The following is a 15,519-nucleotide window of genomic DNA, read 5'->3' as shown; positions in this document are numbered from 1 at the left end:
AGCCTGTCGTGGTCGTGTGTAAGACTTCCGGGCGTGGCGAACCCCGGGTTGGATCAGGCAGCGAAGTTCGAACTGGCACGTCTCATCACCGAGCTGTCGGTGGTGCACGGCAAGGTGACGCTGGCCTCCGGCAAGGAGGCCGACTACTACATCGACCTGCGGCGGGCCACGCTGCACCACGCGGCGGCCCCCCTCATCGGCCGGCTCATGCGGCAGCTCACGGCGGACTGGGACTACGTGGCGGTGGGCGGGCTCACCCTCGGCGCGGACCCGGTCGCGACCGCGATGCTGCACTCGGCGTCGGCGGACGGGAAGGTCCTCGACGCGTTCGTGGTGCGCAAGGCCACGAAGTCGCACGGCATGCAGCGCCGCATCGAGGGCATCGAGGTCGCGGGGCAGCGGGTGCTCGCCGTGGAGGACACCTCGACCACCGGCAGCAGTGTGCTGACCGCCGTCGAGGCGCTCACCGAGGCGGGCGCGACCGTGGTCGGCGTGGCGACGGTCGTCGACCGCGGCACCGGCGCGCGTGAGGCCATCGAGAAGGAAGGCCTCACCTACCGGTATCTGCTGGACCTCGACGACTTGGGTCTGTAGCCGATTCACGCCGCCCCCTAGGGGGAAACCCCGAAGTGATCTCCGGAATTCGAGTCGACATTCCTGCCTTGATCAGGAGTAACCTCGATACCAGGGGAATCGCGGGAAGGGGGCGGCGTGACGATCGCGGGAGTTCTGGCCGACATAACGGTCGGATTACACATTCTGGCCCTGCTTTACATCGGCCTCGGCGGGTTTCTCGCCTGGCGGTGGCCGCGCAGCATTTTCGTGCACGTGTTCTTCGCCATCTGGGGTGTGGCGGTCAACGTCTTCCCGATCCCCTGCCCGCTGACGGCGCTGGAGGACTACTTCCGCGGCCTGCAGGGCCTGGGCCCGCTGCCGGGCGGCTTCAACGCCTACTACCTCTACGACACGGTGTTCCCGCGCTCGATGCTGCCGGTGGTCGCCGTGGTCGCGCTGGCGCTGGTGGTCTTCTCCTACGCGGGCGCGTACCTGCGCTGGAAGCACCGCGAGCACCCGTCGACGCACGCCATGCCGCAGGCCTAGGACACAATCCTCCGTGTGGTCATCCTCCTGATCCTGCTCGGCATCCTGCTCTGCGGCGTGGTCGCCGGGCTGGTCATGCGCCCCCGCGCGCGGGCCGCGCAGGACGCCTTCGCCGACGGGGTGCAAGCGCTTGCCGCACGCACCGGGTGGCGGCCCGGCCACGCACCGCTGCCGCCGCTGCAGTCGACGTTCGTGACGATCGACGACGTCCTCGGGTCGAGCAACCACCTCCCGGCGGAGGTGGCGCAGCGGATCACCACCCAGACCGTGTTCTTCACCACCGAGCACATCGCCGCGGTGTTCCCCGGTGAGCTGACCCAGCAGGACCTCACCACCGCGACCGCGGACCTGCTCGCGGACCTGTCCGGGGCCCGCCGATGAGCGAGGAGACCGGCCCGACCGAGTGGACCGCCCGGGAACCGGTCGGCGTCGGCCCGTGGGAGGGCGAGTGGCCCACCGGTGCGCACTACGACCCCGAGCTGCTGGCCGAAGGCGACCGCCGCAACGTCGTGGACGCCTACCGGTACTGGCGGCGCGAAGCGATCGTCGCCGACATCGACCGGCGACGGCACCCCTTCCACGTCGCCATCGAGAACTTCCAGCACGACCACAACATCGGCACCGTGGTGCGCACCGCGAACGCCTTCGCCGCGGCCGCCGTGCACATCGTCGGGCGGCGGCGCTGGAACCGGCGCGGCGCGATGGTCACCGATCGGTACCAGCACCTCGAACACCACCCGGACGTGCCGTCACTGCTGACCTACGCGCGCGACCGCGGCCTGGCGATCGTCGCCGTGGACAACACCCCCGGCTCGCAGCGCGTGGAAACCGCTGAGCTGCCACGGGAGTGCGTGCTGCTGTTCGGCCAGGAAGGCCCCGGCCTGTCCGCCGAGGCGCACGACGCGGCGGCGGTGGTCGTGTCGATCGCGCAGTTCGGCTCCACGCGCTCGATCAACGCCGGGGTCGCCGCCGGCATCGTGATGCACGCCTGGATCAGGCAGCACGCGGACCTGTCGGCGGCCTGGTAGGCGTCACCTCGACCGGGATCCCGTTCAGCACAGCGGTTCCGGACAGCGCGTCCAGCAGGGTTTCGTCGGCCACCAGGTTGCTGTTCACGCCCGCGTGCGCCGCCGCGACCGCGGTCTGCGTGCCCGGCCCGCCGTGGCCCCAGCCGTGCGGGATGCTGACCACACCCGGCCGGATCTCCTCGGTCACCTCGACCGGCACCTCGATCTTGCCCGCCTTGGAGCTGACCAGCGCCGGCTCCCCGTCGGCCAGTCCGAGCCGCTCCGCGTCGTCCGGGTGGACCTGCACGGTGCACCGGTTCTTGCCGCGCACCAACGGTTCCAGGTTGTGCATCCACGAGTTGTTCGACGACAGCTGCCGCCGCCCGATGAGCACCAGCTCGCCGTCCGGCACGTGCGCGAGTTCCGCGGCCAAGCGCGGCACGTCCGCGGTGATCGCCTCCGGCGCCAGCTCGACCTTCCCGCTCGCCGTCGACAGGATTTCCGGCAGGCGCGGGCGAAGCGGCCCGAGGTCCACGCCGTGCGGGGCGGCTTCGAGGTCCGCCAGGGTCAGGTCGTACGGCCCGGCGCGCAGCATCAGGTCGATCAGCCGCGCCGGCCCGCGCCGGTTCCCCGCGACGGCCGGGTCGAGCCCGGCGCGCTGCGCGATCTGGCCCGCGAGGAACGCGTCCAGCGCCTCGATGTCCGGATCGGGGCCCTGCCCGGTGACGATGCTGGTGAGCCGCAACATGGTCGCCCACTCCGGCGGCAGCTCGCTGGTCAGCGCGGCCGGGGTCCAGTTCGCGACGTTGCGCACGGCCAGCTGGTACAGCGCGACGTCGTAGTGCTCCCGTTCGAGCGGGGTGGGGCCGGGCAGGATGACGTCGGCGTGCCGGGTCGTCTCGTTGCGGTAGATGTCCAGCGACACCATGAAGTCCAGCCGCGCCAGGGCTTCCGCGAGCCGACCGGCGTTCGGGGTGCTCAGGCACGGGTTGCCGCTGACGGTGATCAGCGCGCGGACCTGGCCGTCGCCGGGCGTGAGGATCTCGTCGGCCAGCGTCGCGACCGGCACCTCGCCGAGCACCTCCGGCAGACCGCGCACGCGGGTGCGCCAGCGGCCGTGCCGGAACGGGCGGCGCTTGCCGGGCGCGCTGTTCGCCTGCCCGGCGGCGGCGAGCGGGAACATCACACCGCCGGGGCGGTCCAGGTTGCCGGTGAGGACGTTGAGCACGTCGACCAGCCAGCTGGCGAGGGTGCCGAACGCCTGCGTGGTGGTGCCGATCCGGCCGTACACCGCGGCGGACTCGGCGGCCGCGAGCTCGCGGGCCATCCGGCGGATTTCGCCGGCCGCGATGCCGGTGACCGGCGCGACCGCCTCGGGGGTGAAGTCGCGGGCCAGTTCGCCGACGTCCTCGACGCCCGTCACGTGCTCGGCGAGGCGCCCAAGGCTCACGCTCCCGTCCGCGAACAGCACGTTGACCAGCGCGAACAGCAGGAGCGCGTCGGTGCCCGGGCGGATCGTGTGGTGCTCGTCGGCGATCTGCGCGGTGCGGGTCCGGCGCGGGTCGACCACGACCACCTTGCCGCCGCGCTCGCGGATCGCCTTGAGCCGCCCGCGCATGTCCGGCGCGGTCATCAGGCTTCCGTTGGAGACCAGCGGGTTGGCGCCGAGCACCAGCAGGTGCTGGGTGCGGTCGACGTCCGGCACCGGGATCGTCATGCCGTCGCCGAACAGGTAGCCGCTGGAGTAGTGCTTGGGCAGCTGGTCGACGCTGCCCGCGGTGTAGAAGTTCTTGGTGCCCAGGGCCTTGAAGAAGACGCGGCCGTAGAGCGCGGTCGACAGGTTGTGCACGCTCGGGTTGCCCGCGTACACGGCGACGGCGTCGCGGCCGTGCGCCTCCATGATCGGCAGCAGGCGCGCGTTGATCTCGGCGAACGCCTCGTCCCAGGAGACCGGGACGTGCTTGCCGTCGCGCTTGACGAGCGGGGTGCGCAGGCGGTCGGGGTCGTGGTGCAGCGCGGCCAGCGACGCGCCCTTGGGGCAGATGAAGCCGCGGGAGAAGACATCCTCGGCGTCCCCGCGCACCTCGGTGACCTGGCTGCCGTCGAAGGTGACCGTCAGGCCGCAGGTGGCCTCGCAGAGCGGACAGGTGACATGCGCCGTTGCCATCCCCTGATCGTCGACGGAACCCAGCGGCATGTCGAGGGCCAATCCATGATGGGTTCATGCACAGCGACTGGGCCGCCGCCGCGGAACGGGCGATCGTCACCCGGCACCTCCGCCGGCTCTGGGGACTGCCGGGCACGCTGCTCGCCCGGAGCGGCTGGCCGGCGACCCCCGATCAGCGGCTGCACGTGCACTGGAACTACTGGTGGCAGGCGCACCTCCTGGACTGCCTGACCGACGCGCAACTGCGGGACCCGACGCCGGCGCGCGAGGCCGCGATCGAGCGGTTCGTGTCGTCGATGCGGCTGCGGAACCGGGGCAGCTGGCGCAACGACTACTACGACGACCTGGCGTGGCTGGGACTCGCGTTGCAGCGCACCGGCCGGGACGTGGGCTTCTTCCTCGGCGAGCTGCGGTCCGGCTGGACGACGGAGGGCGGCGGCGGCATCTGGTGGCGGCGCGGCGACCGGTTCAAGAACGCGCCGTCGAACGGGCCGGCGGCGATCCTGTTCGCCAGGGCCGGTGACGTGGAGCGGGCGCGGGAACTGCTGGACTGGATGGAGAAGACGCTCGTCGACCCCGACACCGGGGTGGTGTGGGACGGGCTGCGGGTGGACAGCGGCGACCTGGTGCAGGAGATCTACACGTACTGCCAAGGGGTTTTCCTCGGCGCGTGTCTGGAAATGTCCGAACTGGACCGGACAGCGCGCACGATCCGGGCGGTGGCCGCGAATTGCGCGCCGGGCGGGGTGCTGCGCGGCCAGGGCGGCGGCGATGGCGGGTTGTTCGCCGGAATCCTGGCGCGCTACCTGGCGCTGGCCGTGCACCGGTTGCCGGCAGGCCCGGAGGCGGACGCGGCGCGCGATCTGGTGCTCGCCTCCGCGGAGGCGGCGTGGACCGGAGCGGCCGACGCCTACGGCGGCCCGCTGTTCAGTCCGGAGTGGAACGAGCCGGCGCCCACCCCGCCCCTGCCGAAGAACCACCCGGCGCGGGACCTCTCGGTGCAGCTGGGCGCCTGGATGCTCCTGGAAGCCGCGGCGACGCTCTAGCGACCGCAGCCCGAGCTTCGGCGAACGCAGAACTCTCGCCCAGGAACGTGGGACTCGCGGCCGCGAATGCAGAACTCGCGCGAGTCCCGCGCTCCGCTGCGCGAGTCCCACGCTCGGGCGGGTGAGTTCTGCGCTTGGGTGCGTGAGTTCTGCGGAACTGCCGGTGTGGTCGCGCTAGTGGCCGCAGCCGCAGGAGGCGCGGTGCATCAGGCGCGGCGGCAGGCGGACCGTCTCGTGTGGGCGGTCCGGCTCCTTGATCCGGGCCAGCAGCAACCGCACCGCGCGGCGGCCGATCTCCTCGATCGGCTGGGCCATCGTGGTCAGCGGCGGCTCCACCAGGTCCGACCACTCGACGTCGTCGAAGCCGGCCAGCGCCAGGTCCGCGCCGACCCGCAACCCCTGCCTGCGGACCTCGTGCAGCACGCCGACCATCATCGAATCGTTGGCCACCACCAGCGCCGTCGGCCGGTCCGGCAACGCGAGCAGTTTCGCGGTCGCCGCGGCGCCGCCCTCGCGCGAGGAGTGCCCGGACACCACCAGCTCCGGGTTCCACGACAACCCGCCGCGCCCGAGGCCGAGCCGGTAGCCCAGCGTCCGCTCCTCGGACGTGGTCAGCCCGGGCATCCCGCTGACGAACCCGATCCGCCGGTGCCCCAGCGAGGCCAGGTGCTCGGTCAGCGCCGACGTCGACTGGATGTTCTCCGACCCGACCTGGTCCACGTCGGTCCGCATGGTCAAGCGGTCGATCAGCACCGTCGGCAGCCCGAGCGACACCAGCTCGCTGATCACGCGACCATCGCCCGCCGCGGGGGTCAGCAGCATCCCCTCGACCCGCCGGGACCGCAGCGTCCGGACCGTCTCCTGCTCGGTCTTCACGGTGTCGTGGGTGTCGGCGAGCAGCACCGTGTACCCGGCCGCGGCGGCTTCGCGTTCGATCGCCTGCATCAGCGCCGCGAAGTACGGGTTGGCGAGCAGCGAGATCGCCACGCCGATCTGCCGCGTGCCGCCGGTGACCAGCGAACGGGCGATCGCGTCGCCGGTGTAGCCGGTCTCCTCGATGGCGCGCAGCACCGCGGCCTTGGTTTCCGGGGCCACCGCGCGGGTCCCGTTCACCACGTGTGAGACGGTGGTGATCGAGACGCCGGCCAGATCGGCGACGTCCTTCTGGGTGGGCCTGGACGGCATCAGAGTTCTCCATCGAGCACGAGCGATCCGCAAGCGTTTGCGCAAACGCTTGCCGGAGTAGTGTAAGCCCTCCTACCGTCCCCGTCGGCAAACGATCAGCCTCGATGGGGAGGGCAGCGTGAGACAGCGGAGTCTCCTGTGCCTCGTCACGGCCGGCTTGCTGGCCGTCAGCGGGTGCACCGTCGAACGCCACTGGGGCGGGAGTTCCGCTCCGGCTGGCAGCGGCCAGGCCAAGGTCGGCCTGGTGACGAAGACCGAAACGAATCCGTACTTCGTGGAGCTGCGCAACGCGGCGAGCGCCGCCGCGCAGGCCCAGGGCGCCGAGTTCATGGCGCTGGCCGGGCAGTTCGACGGCGACAACGACGGCCAGGTCCGGGCCATCGAGAACATGGTCCAGCAGGGCGTCACCACCATCCTGATCACCCCGAACTCCTCGACGGGCGTGCTCGCCGCCATCGCGCGCGCCCGGCAGGCCGGGGTCATGGTGATCGCGCTGGACACCGCGACGGACCCGGCCGACGCGGTCGACGCCACCTACGCGACGGACAACGTCGCGGCCGGGCGGCAGCAGGGCGCCTACGTCAAGGCCGCGCTCGGCGGCGCCGCCCCGAAGGTGATCATGATCGACGGCACCGCGGGCAGCACAGTGGACACCTACCGGCACAACGGCTTCCTCGAGGGCATCGGACTGAAGGACGGCGACCCGGCCATCGTCGGCAGGGACAACGCCAACGGCGACCAGTCCATCGCGCAGCAGAAGATGGAGAACCTGCTCCAGCGCAGCACCGACCTCAACGCGGTCTACACGATGAACGAGCCGACCGCGCGCGGCGCGTACGCCGCGCTGCAGGCCCGCGGCCTGCGGATCCTGATGGGCTCGATCGACGGCGGCTGCCAGGGCGTGCAGAACGTGCGCGACGGCCAGTACGCGGCGACGGTCATGCAGTTCCCGCGCAAGATGGCCGAAGAAGGCGTCGCCGCCGCCGTCCGGTACGCGAAGACCGGGCAGAAGCCGAGCGGGTTCATCGACACCGGCTCGGTCGTGATCACCGACCGCCCGATGCCCGGCGTGCCCAGCCAGGACACCACGTGGGGCCTGCAGAACTGCTGGGGGACGAAATGACGGCGTCCACTGTGGAGCGGCGCGAGTCGCTCGGTGAGTTCTTCCTGCGCGCCCCGGCGATCGGGCCCGCGCTCGCGCTGGTGGTCGCGGTCGTGGTGTTCTCGTTGTCCACCAGCACGTTCCTGGAGCTGGACAACCTGTCGCTGGTGGTCGAGCAGTCGCTGGTGGTCGGCACGCTCGCGCTCGGCCAGACGCTGATCATCCTCACCGCGGGCATCGACCTGTCGAACGCGGCGGCGATGGTCCTGGCGACGCTGCTGATGGCGAAACTGCTGGTCGGCGGGGTGCCCGGCGGGCTGGCGCTCATCCTCGGCGTGCTGGTCACGGCAGTGCTGGGCCTGGTCACCGGTTCGCTGGTCACCCGGGTCAAGCTGCCGCCGTTCATCGTCACGCTCGGCTTGTTCACCATGCTCACCGCGGCGGCGAAGCTGGTCGCCGACGGGCAGGCGGTGCCGATCGCGCCCGACTCGCTGCTCGCCTGGCTCGGCACCCGCCGCTACCTGTTCGGCGGCATCCCGGTCACCTACGGCATGACGCTCGCGCTGGTCATGTACCTCGTGCTCTGGTACGCGCTGACCAGGACGGCGTGGGGCAAGCACGTCTACGCCGTCGGCAACGCGCCGGAAGCCGCGCGGCTGAGCGGCATCAAGGTCAACCGGACGATCGTGTCGGTGTACCTGGTGGCCGGGCTGATCTTCGGCATCGCCGCGTGGCAGGCGCTGGGCCGGGTGCCCAACGCGGACCCGAACGCCTACCAGCTCGGCAACCTCGACTCGATCACCGCGGTCGTGCTCGGCGGCACCAGCCTGTTCGGCGGACGCGGATCGGTGTTCGGGACGATGATGGGTGCGTTGATCGTGACGGTGCTGCGCTCCGGGCTGACCCAGCTCGGCGTCGACTCGCTCTACCAGGACGTCGCCACCGGTGCGCTGGTGATCGCCGCGGTGGCCGTGGACCGGCTGGCCAGGAGGCAGAAATGACCCCGACACTCTCGGCGCGCGGCCTGGTCAAGCGCTTCGGCAGGGTGACCGCGATCGACGGCGCGGACTTCGACCTCGAACCGGGCGAGGTGCTCGCCGTGGTCGGCGACAACGGCGCGGGCAAGTCGAGCCTGATCAAGGCGCTGTCCGGGGCGCTGGTGCCGGACGCGGGCGAGATCTTCGTCGACGGCGAGCCGGTGCACTTCCGCACGCCGCTGGACGCCCGGCGCTGCGGCATCGAGACCGTCTACCAGGACCTGGCACTGGCGCCTGCGCAGGACATCGCGACCAACATGTTCCTGGGCAGGGAGATCCGCCGCGGCGGCGTGTTCGGGCTGGTCCGCAAGCTGGACACGGCGAAGATGCGCGCCGAGGCCCAGCGGGTGCTCGACGAGCTGGACATCAAGATCAAGTCGATCACGCAGCCCGTCGAGACGCTCTCCGGCGGCCAGCGGCAGGGCGTCGCGGTCGCGCGGGCCGCGGCGTTCGGCACCAAGGCCGTGATCATGGACGAGCCGACCGCGGCGCTCGGCGTGGCCGAGTCGGCGAAGGTGCTGGAGCTGATCGACCGGATCCGGCAGCGCGGCCTGCCGGTCGTGCTGATCAGCCACAACATGCCGCACGTGTTCGAGATCGCGGACCGCATCCACGTGCACCGGCTGGGCAAGCGGGTCGGCGTGGTCTCGCCGAAGACGACCAGCATGAACCAGGTCGTCGGGCTGATCACCGGCGCGCTGCGCGTCGGGGCGGACGGCCAGGTCGAGGAGGTCGAGTCGGCGGTTCAGACGGGGTTGTCGGCGTGACCGTCCTGCTCGCGGGCCTGTGCACGGTGGATCTCGTGCAGCGGGTGGCGGAGCTGCCGTCCCCCGGCGAGAAGGTGCAGTCGCTCGGCGTCGAGGTGGCCGCGGGCGGGCCGGCGACCAACGCCGCCGTCACGGTCGCGGCCCTCGGCGAGGAGGCCGTGCTGGTCACGGCGCTGGGCAGGCACCCACTCGCCGGGCTGGCTCGCGCCGACCTGGCCGCGCACGGCGTGCGGATCGTGGACATCGCCGCCGAGCAGGACGAACCCCCAGCGGTGAGCGCCGTCGCTGTGCGCGACCGCGACGGCGAACGGACCGTCGTCTCACGCAACGCCGGGTCGAGCCCGGGCGCCATGCCGTCCGAACTGCCGGACGGCGTCCGAGCCGTACTGGTCGACGGGCACCTGCCGCGGCTGGCGCTGGGCGTGGCGCGCTGGGCACGGGACCGGGGCGTTCCGGTCGTGCTGGACGCGGGCAGCTGGAAACCGGTGCTGGACGACCTGCTGCCGCTGGTCGACATCGCGGCCTGCTCGGCGCGGTTCCGCGCGCCGGGGCCGAGCCTGCGTGAACGCGGGGTGCCGACGGTGGTCGTGACGAACGGCCCCGGCCCGGTGCGCTGGGAGACGAGCGACGATGCTGGTGAGATCGAGGTGCCACGCGTGCCCGCGGTGGACACACTGGGCGCGGGGGACGTCTGGCACGGCGCGCTGGTGTACGGCGTCGGGAGGTTCGGGCTGCCGGAACTGATCCGGTTCGCCAACGGAGTGGCCGCGGAGAAGGTGCGGCACGCGGGGCCACGGACGTGGGTCCCGGAGGTAGGGAAGTTGGGAGTGCGATGACGAGTCCGACGTTCGACGAGCTGCTGACCAGGGCGGAGGGCCTGGTGACGCGCGGGAGGCGGTCCATCCTCGGGATCGTGGGCGCGCCCGCGGCAGGCAAGACCACCCTGGCGCGCGGGCTGGCCGACGCGCTCGGCAACCGCGCGGTCGTGGTCGGGATGGACGGGTTCCACCTGGCGCAGGTCGAGCTGCAGCGGCTGGGCCGGACCGACCGCAAGGGCGCGCCGGACACCTTCGACGCCTTCGGGTACGTGAGCCTGCTGCGCCGCATCAAGGAGACCAAGGAGACGGTGTACGCGCCGCTGTTCCGGCGCGAGATCGAGGAGCCGATCGCGGGTGCGGTGTGCGTGCCGCCGGAGGTGCCGCTGGTCATCACCGAGGGCAACTACCTGCTGGTCGACGAGGAGCCGTGGAGCGACGTGCCCGGGCTGCTGGAGGAGATCTGGTTCCTCAAGCCCGACGAGCAGGAGCGGATCGAGCGGCTGGTCAACCGGCACCGCCGCTACGGCCGGACGCTGGTCGAGGCGAAGGGCCGGGCGCTGGGCAGCGACCAGCGCAACGCGGACCTGATCGAGACCACCGCGAGCCGGGCCGACCTGGTGCTGGAGAACCTGCCGCTGCAGAACTTCGTGATATGAGCGGGGTCCTCGTCGTCACCGGGGGCAGCCGGGGCATCGGCGCGGCGGTCGCGACGCTGGGCGCCGCGCGCGGGTATGACGTGGTGATCAACTACGCGAGCGACACGGCGGCGGCCGAGGAGGTCGCCGCCCGGGTTCGCGCCGCGGACCGGAAGGCGCTGGCCGTCCGCGGCGACGTGGCGTCCGAGGAGGACGTGATCGCGTTGTTCGACGCGGCGGCCGGGCTGGGGCCGGTCACCGCGGTGGTGAACAACGCGGCGATCACCGGCAACACGCCGGGGCGGCTGGACTCCCAGGACGTGGCGACGGTGCAGCGAGTGCTGGACGTCAACGTGACCGGGGTGTTCCTGTGCTGCCGGGAAGCGGTGCGCCGGATGTCGACGCGGTACGGCGGGTCCGGTGGCGCAGTGGTCAACATTTCGTCCACAGCCGCGCGCACCGGTTCGCCCGGCGAGTGGACGCACTACGCGGCGACGAAGGCGGCGGTCGAGACACTGACCTGGGGGCTGGCGCAGGAGGTGGCCGGCGAGGGGGTGCGGGTCAACGCCGTGGCGCCCGGCCTGGTGGACACCGGCCTGCACGCGGCGGCCGGGCTGCCGGACCGGGTGGAGCGGCTGGCGCCGACGATCCCGCTCGCGCGCCCCGGCCGGCCGGAGGAGATCGCCGAGGCGGTCCTGTGGATGCTTTCGCCTGCCGCGTCCTACGCGGTGGGCGCGATCCTGCCGGTCGGCGGCGGCCGCTGACGCTGTCCACAGCCTGTGGATGAAAGTTCGAGTTGTCCACAGGTACACCCGTGGAAACCGGGAACCCGAACGGGACGTTGTCATTCCTGAGGGGGCTCGATCGGGTGAGAAGGGACTGCATGTCGAAGCTGACCGGAGTGCACCACTTGGCGCTCACGGTGACCGACGTCGACCGGAGTGTGCCCTGGTACGAGCGCGTGCTCGACCTGCGGGAGACCGGGCGGCGAGAGGATCCGGAGACCGGCCTGCGCAAGGTGCTGCTCCAGGCCCCCGGCGACGCGTTCTCGGTGGTCCTGCTGCAGCACCCGGACACCGAGCGCGGCCCGTTCGACGAGCGCCGGACCGGGCTGGACCACGTCGCGTTCACGGTGCCGACCTTCGCCGAGCTCAAGCAGTGGGAGCAGCGGCTCGCGGACTACGGGGTCGAGTACAGCCCCGCCAAGCAGTCGCGCACGCTGCCCGGCTCCGCGGTCATCGTGTTCCGCGACCCGGACGGCATCCAGCTGGAGGTGTGGGCCGGCATCGACTCCTGAGGCCCGGCGCTGTTGATCTGCGCGGTCGACCGCGAGAACCTGGTTCCACCACGCGACCGCGGTGGAAGCGCCAGCCCCCGGAGGACCGATGACGGACCGGATCTTCGACGCACTCGCCGACGCCGCCGCGGACCCGGCCGCCATCGGCTGGCTGTCCGGTGGCCGCGAGATCGGGTTCGCCGAGGTGGACCGGCTGTCCGACCGGTTCGCGGCCGGCCTGCTGCGGCACGGGATCCGGCACGGCGACCGGATCGCCGTCCTCGGCCCCACCGCGCCGGAATGGCTCGTGGTCTACTTCGCCGCGGCCAAGATCGGCGCGGTCGTGGTGGGCCTGAGCGTGCGCTACCGGGAGAACGAACTCGCCCACATGCTGCGTGACTCTGGAGCGCGCCTGGTGGTCACCGTGCCGTCGCACGACGGCATCGACTTCCCCGCGCTGCTCGCCGGGCTCGTCGAGACCGTGGTGACCTTCGGCGGCGACGGCCTGACCTTCGACGACCTCCTGGTCGACGGGCCGACGGCGGAGGCAACGGCAGCGGTCACCCCGGACGACCCGGTGATGATCATCTACACCTCGGGCACCACCGGCACGCCCAAGGGCGCCGTCCTCACCCACCGCGGCCAGCTCGCGGCGGCTCGCTCGCAGGCCAGGCACATGCGCATGACCGAGCACGACGTCCTGCCGGTCGCCGTGCCGCTCAACCACGTCAGCGGGATCACCTGTTGCGTGCTGGCCGCACTCGTCGCACGGGCGCGCGCGGTCCTGCTGCCCGCCTTCGACCCCCGCGAGATCGCCGGTCTCTTCGCCACCGCGGGCCTCACCCTGTGGGTCGGGGTGCCCACGATGCACACGCTGCTGCTCAACCGTCCGGAGCTGGACGCGGTGGACACCTCGGCGGTGCGGCTGGTCGTCACCGGCGGCGCGAACGCCGAGCCCGCCCTGCTGGAGCGCCTGCACGCCCGGTTCCCGCGCGCCAGGGTGATGAACCTCTACGGGCTGAGCGAGACCGCGGGCGCCGTGTTGATGACGGCGTGGGACGACGACTTCGACACGACCGCGACCACGGTCGGCCACCCGCTGCCGGACGTCGAGATCAGGGTGGACGCCGCCGCGGACGGGACGGGTGAGCTGCTCGTGCGGTCGCCTTCGCTGATGGCCGGCTACCACGGCCGCCCGCGGGAGACGGCCGAGGCCTTCACCGACGGCTGGCTGCGCACCGGCGACCTCGCGACCGTGACGGACACCGGCGCGGTTCGGCTGCGTGGGCGGGCCAAGGAGATGTTCGTGCAGGGCGGGTTCAACGTGTACCCGGTGGAGGTCGAGAACGTGCTCACCGCGCATCCGGACGTCGTGCTGGCCGCCGGGATCGGGGTGCCCGACCCGGTGCTCGGCGAGATCGGCCGCTACTACGTGGTGCTCGCGCCAGGGGCCACCGCGACCGCCGACGACCTGAAGTCGTTCTGCGCCGGGAAGATCGCCGACTACAAGGTGCCGAAGGAGATCGTCGTGCGGGACAGCCTGCCGCTCACCCCCGCGGGGAAGATCCAGAAGAGCCGCCTGCGCGACTAGCGCCTGCCTCGGGGCTCACGGGCCGGTCCGGGAATGCGCCGCGGGCCTTGGCCAGGTCAATCTGCTCCTGGCCGCGCTCGGTCATCAGGCCCTGCTCGATCATGCGCGCGGCTCGCTCCTGGTTCACCCGGCTCCAGTTGCTGCCCGGCCGCCGCGGGGTGAAGCGCAGCCGGAAGCTGGTCGCGTCGTGCTTGCGGGCGTGGCTGTCGATCCAGCCGAAGCACAACGCCTGCTCGATCGCCTCGCCGTAGCCGACGCTCGGCACCGGGCTGTCCTTGTGCTGGATGACCAGCCAGATCTCCCGCTCGGTGCCGCTGTGCGCGGCCAGCCAGTCCCGCCACTCCGCCGCGGTGCGCGCGCTGTACGTGGTCATCGCAGCATGTCCAGGTAGTGCTGGTTGAACATCACGCCGAGCACGTTGCCGAACGGGTCGACCACCGACGCCGTGACGAAGCCCGGCCCGCGTTCGATGGGCTTCTCGTGCTCGGTGGCGCCGAGGTCGAGCAGCCGCCGGAAGGCGCCCTCGACGTCGTCCACGTGCCAGTACACGATCGCGCCGTTCGCGCCCGGCTTCTCCGGCGCGTAGCGGCTGTCCTTGATGCCGAGTTCGTGCTGGTAGTCGCCGATGCGGAATTCGAGGTAGGCGGGCGGTCCGTCCAGCGGGCGGCGGAAGTACGGCTCGGCGCCGAGCACTTCGCTGTACCAGCGGGCGGCGGCCTCCACGTCGTCGGCGTAGTAGGTGACGGTGGTGAGTCCTCGCAACATTTTTCGGTCCTTTCTCCGGTGACAGGACCCATGCTCGCGCCTAAAGTGCTCACCAACTGAGCACTTTCCGGAGAGGATTTCGTGCGAGCCGACCGGTTGATTTCCGCGGTGCTGCTGATGCAGGCCCGCGGCCGGGTCACGGCCGCCGAACTGGCCGCCGAACTGGAAGTGTCGGTGGCGACCGCGCGCCGTGATCTGGAGGCGTTGTCCACAGCCGGGATCCCGGTTTATCCACAACCGGGCCGCGGCGGCGGGTGGTCGCTGGTCGGGGGCGCGCGGACGGACCTGAGCGGGTTGTCGGCGGCCGAGGCGCGGGCGTTGTTCCTGCTCGCCGGGCCGGTGGCGGAGTCGGACGAGGCGAAGGCGGCGTTGCGCAAGCTGGTGCGGGCGTTGCCGGGACCGTTCCGGGCGGACGCGGAGGCCGCGGCGAGCGCGACGATGATCGACCCGGCCCGCTGGGGCGAGCGCGACAAGACCCGCCCGGAGCTGGTGGACCGCCTGCAGGCGGCGGTGATCGGGCGGCGGAAGGTGCGGCTGGCGTACGCGAACTCGAAGCGGGAGCGGTCGGAGCGGCTGGTCGACCCGTGGGGCCTGGTCGACAAGGACGACGTCTGGTACCTGGTGGCCGGCACCGAGCGGGGCAGGCGGACCTTCCGGGTGGACCGGATCATGGCCGCCGAGGCGACGGACGAACCGGCCGGGCGGCCGGACGACTTCACGCTGGCGCAGGCGTGGGACGAGGTGGTCGCCGAGGTGGAGCGGCGCCGGTCCCGCACCTGGGCGACGGTGCTCGTGGAGTCGCGGTTCGCGGATGTGCTGCGGGACCAGTTCGGGCGCCACAGCGAGGTCGTCGCGGAGGAGGACGGCCGCAGCCGGGTCCGACTTGCCGCGCCGACGCCGCTGGACATCGCCCGCCACCTGGCCGGCTGGGGCGCGCTGATCGAGGTGCTGGACCCCGAGCCGGTCCGCGCGGAACTGGCCCGGATCGGCGCCGAACTGACGGCGCGGTACGGCTAGCTGAA

18 protein-coding genes are annotated in these 15,519 nt (G+C 71.9%); 14 read left to right on the top strand and 4 right to left on the bottom strand.

Going from position 1 to position 15,519, the window contains the following annotated elements; genetic code table 11:
- The first annotated feature begins 33 nt into the window (after window positions 1-33).
- The 4 genes from pyrE (at window position 34) to ABZ215_RS03925 (ending at window position 2,129) form a co-directional block, all read left to right on the top strand.
- Window positions 34-594, top strand: coding sequence for an orotate phosphoribosyltransferase (gene pyrE / locus ABZ215_RS03940; RefSeq protein WP_027935926.1), 561 nt, complete (start codon window positions 34-36; stop codon window positions 592-594).
- Window positions 595-717: 123 nt separating this feature from the next.
- Window positions 718-1,101, top strand: coding sequence for a DUF2784 domain-containing protein (locus tag ABZ215_RS03935; protein ID WP_027935927.1), 384 nt, complete (start codon window positions 718-720; stop codon window positions 1,099-1,101).
- Between the two features lie 15 nt (window positions 1,102-1,116).
- Window positions 1,117-1,482: a hypothetical protein gene (locus ABZ215_RS03930; protein WP_237335550.1), complete on the top strand. Its 366-nt coding sequence runs from the start codon at window positions 1,117-1,119 to the stop codon at window positions 1,480-1,482.
- A complete protein-coding gene (locus ABZ215_RS03925) occupies window positions 1,479-2,129 on the top strand; it encodes a TrmH family RNA methyltransferase (RefSeq protein WP_020418396.1) in 651 nt (216 codons plus the stop codon). Before ABZ215_RS03930 ends, ABZ215_RS03925 begins: the two co-directional genes overlap by 4 nt.
- On the opposite strand, the gene ABZ215_RS03920 is transcribed toward ABZ215_RS03925, so the two are convergent.
- Window positions 2,095-4,275: a molybdopterin-dependent oxidoreductase gene (locus ABZ215_RS03920; protein WP_354947600.1), complete on the bottom strand. Its 2,181-nt coding sequence runs from the start codon at window positions 4,273-4,275 to the stop codon at window positions 2,095-2,097. The two genes, ABZ215_RS03925 and ABZ215_RS03920, sit on opposite strands and share 35 nt — an antisense overlap.
- Before the next feature lie 56 nt (window positions 4,276-4,331).
- On the opposite strand from ABZ215_RS03920, the gene ABZ215_RS03915 reads away from it, so the two are divergent.
- Complete coding sequence (locus ABZ215_RS03915) at window positions 4,332-5,321, top strand: glycoside hydrolase family 76 protein (RefSeq protein ID WP_354947598.1); 990 nt, start codon at window positions 4,332-4,334, stop codon at window positions 5,319-5,321.
- Between the two features lie 174 nt (window positions 5,322-5,495).
- On the opposite strand, the gene ABZ215_RS03910 is transcribed toward ABZ215_RS03915, so the two are convergent.
- On the bottom strand, window positions 5,496-6,506 hold the full coding sequence (locus tag ABZ215_RS03910) for a LacI family DNA-binding transcriptional regulator (RefSeq protein ID WP_354947596.1): 1,011 nt from the start codon (window positions 6,504-6,506) through the stop codon (window positions 5,496-5,498).
- 118 nt (window positions 6,507-6,624) lie between these two features.
- On the opposite strand from ABZ215_RS03910, the gene ABZ215_RS03905 reads away from it, so the two are divergent.
- From ABZ215_RS03905 to ABZ215_RS03870, 8 genes are all read left to right on the top strand, one after another.
- A complete protein-coding gene (locus ABZ215_RS03905; protein ID WP_354947594.1) occupies window positions 6,625-7,629 on the top strand; it encodes a substrate-binding domain-containing protein in 1,005 nt (334 codons plus the stop codon).
- Window positions 7,626-8,609 (top strand): ABC transporter permease, encoded by a 984-nt coding sequence (locus tag ABZ215_RS03900; RefSeq protein WP_020418401.1) that lies wholly within the window; start codon window positions 7,626-7,628, stop codon window positions 8,607-8,609. Before ABZ215_RS03905 ends, ABZ215_RS03900 begins: the two co-directional genes overlap by 4 nt.
- Entirely contained in the window at window positions 8,606-9,412 is an 807-nt protein-coding gene (locus ABZ215_RS03895) for an ATP-binding cassette domain-containing protein (protein WP_354947592.1), read from the top strand. Before ABZ215_RS03900 ends, ABZ215_RS03895 begins: the two co-directional genes overlap by 4 nt.
- A complete protein-coding gene (locus tag ABZ215_RS03890) occupies window positions 9,409-10,248 on the top strand; it encodes a PfkB family carbohydrate kinase (protein WP_354947590.1) in 840 nt (279 codons plus the stop codon). The genes ABZ215_RS03895 and ABZ215_RS03890 overlap by 4 nt, the downstream gene beginning before the upstream one ends.
- Window positions 10,245-10,886 (top strand): nucleoside/nucleotide kinase family protein, encoded by a 642-nt coding sequence (locus tag ABZ215_RS03885; protein WP_020418404.1) that lies wholly within the window; start codon window positions 10,245-10,247, stop codon window positions 10,884-10,886. The genes ABZ215_RS03890 and ABZ215_RS03885 overlap by 4 nt, the downstream gene beginning before the upstream one ends.
- Window positions 10,883-11,629 (top strand): SDR family oxidoreductase, encoded by a 747-nt coding sequence (locus ABZ215_RS03880; RefSeq protein ID WP_354947588.1) that lies wholly within the window; start codon window positions 10,883-10,885, stop codon window positions 11,627-11,629. Before ABZ215_RS03885 ends, ABZ215_RS03880 begins: the two co-directional genes overlap by 4 nt.
- Window positions 11,630-11,748: 119 nt before the next feature.
- Entirely contained in the window at window positions 11,749-12,162 is a 414-nt protein-coding gene (locus ABZ215_RS03875; RefSeq protein ID WP_020418406.1) for a VOC family protein, read from the top strand.
- An 88-nt stretch (window positions 12,163-12,250) separates the two neighbouring features.
- Window positions 12,251-13,732: an AMP-binding protein gene (locus ABZ215_RS03870; RefSeq protein WP_354947586.1), complete on the top strand. Its 1,482-nt coding sequence runs from the start codon at window positions 12,251-12,253 to the stop codon at window positions 13,730-13,732.
- Here ABZ215_RS03870 and ABZ215_RS03865 read toward each other — a convergent pair.
- Both ABZ215_RS03865 and ABZ215_RS03860 read right to left on the bottom strand, forming a co-directional pair.
- A complete protein-coding gene (locus ABZ215_RS03865; protein WP_237335543.1) occupies window positions 13,689-14,105 on the bottom strand; it encodes a hypothetical protein in 417 nt (138 codons plus the stop codon). The genes ABZ215_RS03870 and ABZ215_RS03865 overlap by 44 nt on opposite strands.
- Window positions 14,102-14,497, bottom strand: a complete 396-nt coding sequence (locus ABZ215_RS03860) for a VOC family protein (protein WP_354947584.1) — start codon at window positions 14,495-14,497, stop codon at window positions 14,102-14,104. The genes ABZ215_RS03865 and ABZ215_RS03860 overlap by 4 nt, the downstream gene beginning before the upstream one ends.
- Window positions 14,498-14,578: 81 nt before the next feature.
- On the opposite strand from ABZ215_RS03860, the gene ABZ215_RS03855 reads away from it, so the two are divergent.
- Window positions 14,579-15,514, top strand: a complete 936-nt coding sequence (locus tag ABZ215_RS03855; protein ID WP_354947582.1) for a YafY family protein — start codon at window positions 14,579-14,581, stop codon at window positions 15,512-15,514.
- Window positions 15,515-15,519 lie beyond the last annotated feature (5 nt).

Source organism: Amycolatopsis sp. NPDC006131, from assembly GCF_040614175.1.
GTDB classification, from domain to species: Bacteria; Actinomycetota; Actinomycetes; order Mycobacteriales; family Pseudonocardiaceae; genus Amycolatopsis_E; species Amycolatopsis_E tucumanensis.
This window is presented reverse-complemented; position numbering and strand designations above follow the sequence as displayed.